A 7,283-nucleotide genomic window follows, 5' to 3' on the forward strand; every position below is an offset into this window, starting at 1 on the left:
GAAGCCGCGGGCCGCCGGCACAAGATCCCCGAAAGCGTGCTGGTGGTGATCCACACACCGGCGCTCGAGGTGCTGCTGATCGAGCGTGCCGACAAGCCCGGCTTCTGGCAGAGCGTGACCGGCTCGAAAGACGAGGTCGACGAGCCGCTGGTGAGCACCTGCATCCGCGAGGTGGCTGAAGAAACCGGCATCCGGATTGGTGGCGCGCACACCTCGGCCGGGGGCGGCAACGACGTCCCGCTGACCGCGCTGTGCGACTGGAACCTCGCCAACGTCTACGAGATCTATCCGGTCTGGCGCCACCGCTATGCGCCGGGCGTGACCCACAACACCGAACATGTCTTCGGCCTCACGGTACCGCCCGGCACGCCGGTTGCCTTGAATCCGAGGGAACATCTGCGATACCAGTGGCTGCCGTGGCGCGAGGCGGCTGACCGGTGCTTTTCACCGTCGAACGCCGAAGCCGTGCTGCACCTGCCGCGTTTCCTGCAGACTTGAACAACAACAATGAAAGCCGCCCGCCACTTCCAGCCGTCGCGTTTTGCGTCGAGCACGCTGCACACCAGCAATGTGCTGCGCGTGGCCACCTACAACATCCACAAGGGCGTGCGCGGCGTGGGGCCCGGCAAGCGGCTGGAGATCCACAACCTGGGCCTGGGCATCGAGGCGCTGGATGCCGACCTGGTGTGCCTGCAGGAGGTGCGGCTGCACCACCAGCGCGACGCGCTGCACTTCAAGCGCACGCTGCTGGGCTGGCCCGACGAAGGCCAGGCCGATTTCCTGGCGCCCGAGGGCTACGACGTGGCCTACCGCACGAATGCCACCACCCGGCATGGCGAGCATGGCAATGCGCTGCTGGCGCGCTGGCCGATCGGCGACATCGGCCACCACGATGTCAGCGACCACCCGTTCGAGCAGCGCGGCCTGCTGCATGTGCCGGTGCTATGGCAGGGCACCGAGGTGCATGTGGTGGTCGCTCACTTCGGCCTGATCCATGCCAGCCGGGTGCGCCAGGTCGAACGCCTGGCCGAATACCTGGCCACCGAGGTGCCCGGCCAGGCCCATGTGCTGGTGGCCGGTGACTTCAACGACTGGGGCGAACGGCTGGACGGCCCGATGCGCAGCATTGGCCTGGCGCGCGCACGAACCGTTCACGCGGCCCGCACCTTCCCGTCGCGTGTGCCCTTGTTCTCGCTGGACCGCATCTACACCCGCGGTTTCAGCTGCCTGTCCACCCATGTGCCGCGGGGCGCCTCCTGGGCGCGCATGTCCGACCACCTGCCGCTGCTGGTGGAACTGCAGCCGGATTGAAGTTTCCCGACAGCCCGTCGATAACCGCTGCATACCGGCCGAAGCTGCCCACCCAGTTGGTTTGGGAAGGTGCTCTTGGGTCATAAGCACACGAGGCATACCCGGGAGCAACCCATGAGCAGCACCGCCGCACCCTACCGCATCATGGTGGTCGACGACAGCCGGGCGATCCAGGCGATCATCTCGCGCGTCATCGAGGAGTGCGGCTACCCTGCTGTCGACGTGCGTCGCGCCAACGATGGTGAAGAAGCGCTCGGCCTGCTGCCCGACTTCACGCCCCAGTTGCTGATCACCGACTGGCACATGCCGCGGGTGTCCGGCCTGGAACTGTTGCAAACCCTGCGCCAGCTGGGCCAGACCCAGGTGAAGGTGGGCTTCGTCACCACCGAGTGCACGCCCTCGCTGCTGGAGCAGGCCCGCACCAATGGCGCGGTGTTCATCGTCAACAAGCCCTTCGAGGATGGTGAGCTGATCGACCAGATCCGCATCGCGCTGCCTGGCGCCGGCGCCGCAAGGCCCCGCAAGAGCATGGCCGCCCGGCCGGATGCAGCGGCGCAGGAGGCTGCCACGGCAGCCGCCGCCACGCCGGCGGCGGTACCCGCGGTGCCCGATGCCGCGCAGGACTACCCGCTGCGCATCGACCATGCCCAGGGCCTGATCGAGCACACGCTGGGCAACCAGCCCTTCACCCTGCTGCGCCATGCCCCGATGGAAGTGGCCCAGCTCGGACCCAACAACCTGCTGGGCCTGTACACGGCGCCCGGCAAGCCGGCGGTCGCCGTGGCGGTGTTCGATGCCCACACGGTGTGCCTGATCGGCGGCGCCGCGGCGCGCCTGAGCGCGGCCGAGCTCACCGCTGCTCAGCTGGCGGCCGAGCCCACCGAAGTGATGGTGGCGCAGGCCACCACCTTCATGCGCGCGGCCGGCATGATGCTGCTGGCCGGTGGCTCGCCGGACGGCTGCACCCTGACGCGCACGATGCAGGTGCCCGCCGCCTTCCCGAAGCTGGAGGAAGTGCTGGCCCGCACCAAGGAGCGCGTCGACTTCCAGATCACGCTGCCCGGCATCGGCGAAGGTCGCTTGGCCTTCATCGCGCTGTAAGCCGCCGGCGGAACGATCATCATGGACCTCGTCAACCTGGCCGTCGCGGTCGTCTTCATCAGCAACGCGCTCATCCTGATCCTGCTGGTCTACATGCTGATCCGCATCCTCGGCCAGACCGAGCAGACGCGCGAGATGATGGTCGGCGCCGCCCGTGAACTGAACGATTCGGCGCGCGTGGTGCGGGATGCCGGCTACAAGATCGGCGATGCACTGCGCGGCGCCGGTGGCGGTGGTAGTGGTGGCTTCGGATCGGCGCCCGCCGTCACCGCCACGCCGGTGGCCGGCATCGAGATGCTCGACAAGCTCAACCACATGATGGAGGAGATGTCGAACCAGGGCGGCGCGGACACCGACAAGGCGCTGGCCGACATCCGGCGCATGATGGAAAACCTGGCCGGCATGGAGCCGGCGAAGCTGGCCGACTGGCAGCGCAAGCACAAGACCGAACTCGACCAGGTGATGGCCCAGCACAACCGCCTGGCCGCCGAGACCGAGCAGATGCGCCAGCGCCTGCACGATGCGCACCGCATCATTCAGGAGCTGCGCCGCGTCAACAAGGCGGCCGAGGCGGCGGGCCACACCGTCGAGCAGCTGCGCGGCGAGATGGGCAAGCAGCAGCAGATCCTGGACCGCGCCAAGGAGCGCATCCGCATCGCCGAAACCAGGGCCGAGGCGCTGAAAGCCGACGTCGAACGCTTGTCGCTGGCCAATCCGGCCGGCGCGGCCGAGAACGAAGCGCTGAACGAGGCGCGCCGCAAGCTCGCTGAGGTCTCGAACGAGCGCGACGCCCATGTGCGCGAGCTCGACGTGCTGAAAGATGCGATGCAGCGCACGCTGGTCGAGAAGGACTTCATCGAGGAGCACTTCCTGCGCCTGGACGGCAGCCGCAGCGCCGATGCCGCCGCCGCAGCGGCCGAAGAAGCCGCGCACTCAGGCCAGAATGAGGCCCTGGAACCGGCCTGAGCACTGATGCGGCCGGCGCCGCCCCGATGCCGCCGACCGACGACCACCACGTCATCATCCCGCCCCCGGCCACACCGGTCAGCCCGGAGGCTGCCGCGTCGCCGCGTCCGGGCCTGACCGGCGGCAACCGCGTGCGCCTGCTGGCCGGCGGGGACGAGCAGTTCCCGGCCATGTGCGCGGCCATCGCACAGGCCCGGCATCAGGTCTGGCTGGCCACCTACATCTTTCACGACGACGCGGCAGCGCAGCAGGTGGTGCAGGCCTTGGCCGATGCGGCGCGGCGCGGCCTGTGGGTGGCCGTGGTGGTCGACGGCTTCGGCTCCAAGGCCACCTTGCCGAAGCTGCAGCAATGGCTGGAGCCGGCCGGCGTGCAGCTGGTGGTGTTCCGCCCGGTCGACCGCTGGTGGCGCTTGCTGCAGCCGGGCCAGCTGCGCCGCCTGCACCAGAAGCTGTGCGTGGTGGACGGCCACACCGGCTATGTCGGCGGCATCAACCTCATCGACGACCGCAACGACCTGAACCACGGCTTTTCCGAAGCGCCGCGGCTGGACTTTGCGGTGGAAGTGCAGGGCCCACTGGCCGCCGCCATCGAGCAGACCGCCCGCGCGATGTGGAGCCGCGCCGCGCTGGGCGCCGACTGGCGCGACGAACTGGTCTCGCTGGCGCGCAGCGCCGAGCCGGTGGCGCGTGCCAAGCGCATGGTCGGCCGGCTGCGCATCCTGCCGTCGAACAAGAACCGCAAGCGCGGCCCGCCGGTGGCGGACCTGCCGCCGGTGCGTGCCGCCTTCCTGGTGCGCGACAACCTGCGCCAGCGCCGCAGCATCGAGCACGCCTACATCGAGGCCATCGACAGCGCGCGTGAACGCGTCGAAGTGATGTGTCCGTACTTCTACCCGGGCCGCGTGTTCCGCCGGGCGCTGGAACGCGCCGCGCTGCGCGGCGTGCAGGTGCGGCTGCTGCTGCAGGGCAAGGCCGACTACCGTTTTGCCGCGCTGGCGGCGCAGGTGCTCTATGGCGAGCTGCTGGCCACCGGCGTGCGCATCTTCGAATACACGCCGGCCTTCCTGCACGCCAAGGTCGCGCTGGTCGACGACGACTGGGCGACGGTGGGCTCCAGCAACATCGACCCGCTGTCGCTGCTGCTGAACCTGGAAGCCAATGTGATCGTGCGCGACCTGCAGTTCGCCGCCGACCTGGCGCTGCGATTCGAGGCTGCGGTGCAGGCCTCGCGCGAGGTGACGCAGCCGCCGATCGGCAGCGGCTGGTGGGGCACGCTGCGGCGCGGCTTCGTGGCTTCGACCGCCTACTGGTTCTTGCGACTGGCCGGCATGAGCGGCAAGTATTGAAGCGCATGGACGAGCTCGTCGTCACCCGGACCGCAGGCCTGTACTGCCCGGCTGGCGACTTCTACATCGACCCCTGGCGCCCGGTCGACCGGGCGGTGATCACCCACGCCCATGCGGACCACGCGCGCGCCGGCCACCGCCACGTGCTGGCCACGGCCGTCAGCGCCGGCGTGCTGCGCAGCCGCTTGGGCGCGGATCTGCCGCTGCAGGGCCTGGCCTATGGCGAAACGGTCGAGCACCACGGCGTGAAGATCAGCCTGCACCCGGCCGGCCACGTGCTGGGTTCGGCGCAGGTGCGGCTGGAACACGCTGGCCGGGTCTGGGTGGCCTCGGGCGACTACTACCTCAGTGCCCACGACGAAGCCAACCCGACCTGCCTGCCCTTCGAGCCGCTGCGCTGTCACTGCTTCATCACCGAATCCACCTTCGGCCTGCCGGTCTACCGCTGGCAGCCGCAGCACGAGGTCTTTGCCGACATCAACCACTGGTGGCGCGACAACGCCGCTGCCGGCCGCGCCAGCCTGTTGATGGGCTACAGCTTCGGCAAGGCGCAGCGGCTGCTGGCCGGCGTCGACGCATCGATCGGGCCGATCTTCGTGCACGGCGCGGTCGAGGCGCTGAACGAGGCCTACCGTGCCGTCGGCGTGCCTTTGCCTGAGACGCGTCTCTTGGGCGATAGGAGGACCACTGATGCGTCATTGAAAGCCGCACTCTCTGGCGCGCTGGTGGTGGCCCCGCCGGCGGTGCATGCCGGTGCCTGGGCGCGGCAGCTTGGCGAGTTCAGCGACGCCTTTGCCAGCGGCTGGATGCAACTGCGCGGCGCGCGCCGGCGCCAGGGCGTGGACCGTGGCTTCGTGCTGTCCGACCATGCCGACTGGCCCGGGCTGCAGCGCGCGATCACCGCCACCGGTGCCGAGCGGGTGATCGTCACCCATGGCTACGAAGCGGTGATGGTGCGCTGGCTGCGCGAGCAGGGCCTGGATGCGGGCTCGCTCAAGACCGAGTATGGGCAAGATCGCGGCGGCGACGGGGACAGCGCATGAAGGCCTTCGCCACGCTGTATGCGGACCTCGATGCGAGCACGTCCACCGAGGCCAAGCTGGCCGCGCTGCTGCGCTACCTGGCCCAGGCCGACGCGGCCGATGCCGCCTGGGCGCTGTACTTCCTGGCCGGCGGCCGGCCGCGCCAGGCGGTGCCGACGATGCTGCTGCGCCAGGTGGCCACCACGCAGGCCGGCATCCCGGAGTGGCTGTTCGAGGAGTGCTACCAGTCCGTCGGCGACCTGGCCGAGACCATCGCGCATGTGCTGCCGCCGCCTTCGACCCAGAGTGACTTGCCGCTGTCGCAGTGGATGCACCGGCGTTTGCTGCTGCTGCGCGAACAGCCGCCCGAGCAGCAGGCTGAAGCCCTGCGCCAGTGGTTCGATGAGCTGGCACCGGACGAGCGCTTCCTGCTGGTCAAGCTGATCGGCGGTGGCTTCCGGGTCGGCGTCAGCAAGCTGCTGGTGCAGCGTGCGCTGGCCCAGCATGCCGCGCTGGACGCCAAGCTGATCGCCCAGCGCATGATGGGCTACACGGATGCCCGCACGGCACCCAGCGCCGCGCGGTTGCAGGCGCTGATCAGCCAGGACGCGGCGCCGGCCCAGCAGGCCGGCCAGCCCTATCCGTTCTTCCTGGCGCACCCGCTGCAGACGCCCCCGGAGTCGCTGGGCCCGCGCGAAGACTGGCTGGCCGAGTGGAAGTACGACGGCATCCGCGCGCAATTGGTGCGCCGTTCGCAGCAGGTGTGGCTGTGGTCGCGCGGTGAAGAGTTGATCACCGAGCGATTCCCGGAAGTCGTGGCCGCTGCGCAGGCGCTGCCCGAAGGCTGCGTGCTTGATGGTGAACTGCTGGCCTGGCGCGATGAGCGGCCCGCGCCGTTCCAACTGCTGCAGCAGCGCATCAACCGCAAGACGCTGAGCAAGAAGCTGCTGGCCAACGCGCCAGTGCGCTTCGTGGCCTACGACCTGCTGGAGCTGGAGGGGCAGGACCAGCGCCAACTGCCGCAGCATCAGCGGCGCGCGCGCCTCGAAGCCTTGCTGCAGGACGGGCCTTTCATGATATCTCCTGAAGTGAGCGTCAACGACTGGACCGCACTCGCGGCCGAACGGCAGCGCAGCCGTGAACGCGGCGTCGAAGGCCTGATGCTGAAGCACCGCAGCGCCGGTTACGGCAGCGGGCGCACCAAGGCTGACGGCGTCTGGTGGAAGTGGAAGATCGATGCGCTGACGGTGGATGGCGTGCTGATCTATGCCCAGGCCGGCCACGGCCGCCGGGCGGGGGTCTACACCGACTACACCTTCGCGGTGTGGAACCGCGCGCCGCGCGACGCGGCTGAGGCGCAGGCCGTGGTCGACGCGATGGAACGGCGTGTACCGGCGCAAGCCGATGCGCTGCAACTGGTCGCCTTCACCAAGGCCTATTCAGGCCTGAGCGACGAGGAGTTCAGCGCCGTCGATGCGCGCATCCGCGCCACCACGCTGGAAAAGTTCGGTCCCGTGCGCAGCGTCAAGCCGACGCT

The 7,283-nt window shown here is 69.4% G+C and carries 7 protein-coding genes; all 7 read left to right on the forward strand.

Annotated elements, in window-relative coordinates; all coding sequences use genetic code 11:
• The coding region (nudB, locus tag VLK61_RS28550; RefSeq protein WP_414636881.1) for a dihydroneopterin triphosphate diphosphatase at positions 1–498 on the forward strand (498 nt) is incomplete at its 5' end.
• A 9-nt stretch (positions 499–507) separates the two neighbouring features.
• The gene (locus tag VLK61_RS28555; RefSeq protein ID WP_325426464.1) at positions 508–1,311 is read left to right on the forward strand and encodes an endonuclease/exonuclease/phosphatase family protein; all 804 of its coding nucleotides are present in this window, start codon (positions 508–510) and stop codon (positions 1,309–1,311) included.
• A gap of 114 nt (positions 1,312–1,425) precedes the next feature.
• Complete coding sequence (locus VLK61_RS28560; protein ID WP_325426466.1) at positions 1,426–2,412, forward strand: response regulator; 987 nt, start codon at positions 1,426–1,428, stop codon at positions 2,410–2,412.
• A 21-nt stretch (positions 2,413–2,433) separates the two neighbouring features.
• Positions 2,434–3,378, forward strand: a complete 945-nt coding sequence (locus tag VLK61_RS28565) for a hypothetical protein (RefSeq protein ID WP_325426468.1) — start codon at positions 2,434–2,436, stop codon at positions 3,376–3,378.
• Positions 3,379–3,404: 26 nt separating this feature from the next.
• A complete protein-coding gene (gene clsB, locus VLK61_RS28570; protein WP_325426470.1) occupies positions 3,405–4,724 on the forward strand; it encodes a cardiolipin synthase ClsB in 1,320 nt (439 codons plus the stop codon).
• Between the two features lie 5 nt (positions 4,725–4,729).
• On the forward strand, positions 4,730–5,767 hold the full coding sequence (locus tag VLK61_RS28575) for a ligase-associated DNA damage response exonuclease (RefSeq protein WP_325426472.1): 1,038 nt from the start codon (positions 4,730–4,732) through the stop codon (positions 5,765–5,767).
• A partial coding sequence (locus VLK61_RS28580) for an ATP-dependent DNA ligase (RefSeq protein ID WP_325426474.1) occupies positions 5,764–7,283 on the forward strand: 1,520 nt, incomplete at its 3' end. The genes VLK61_RS28575 and VLK61_RS28580, both read left to right, overlap by 4 nt.

This window comes from Aquabacterium sp. (assembly GCF_035476535.1).
GTDB lineage: Bacteria > Pseudomonadota > Gammaproteobacteria > Burkholderiales > Burkholderiaceae_C > Pseudaquabacterium.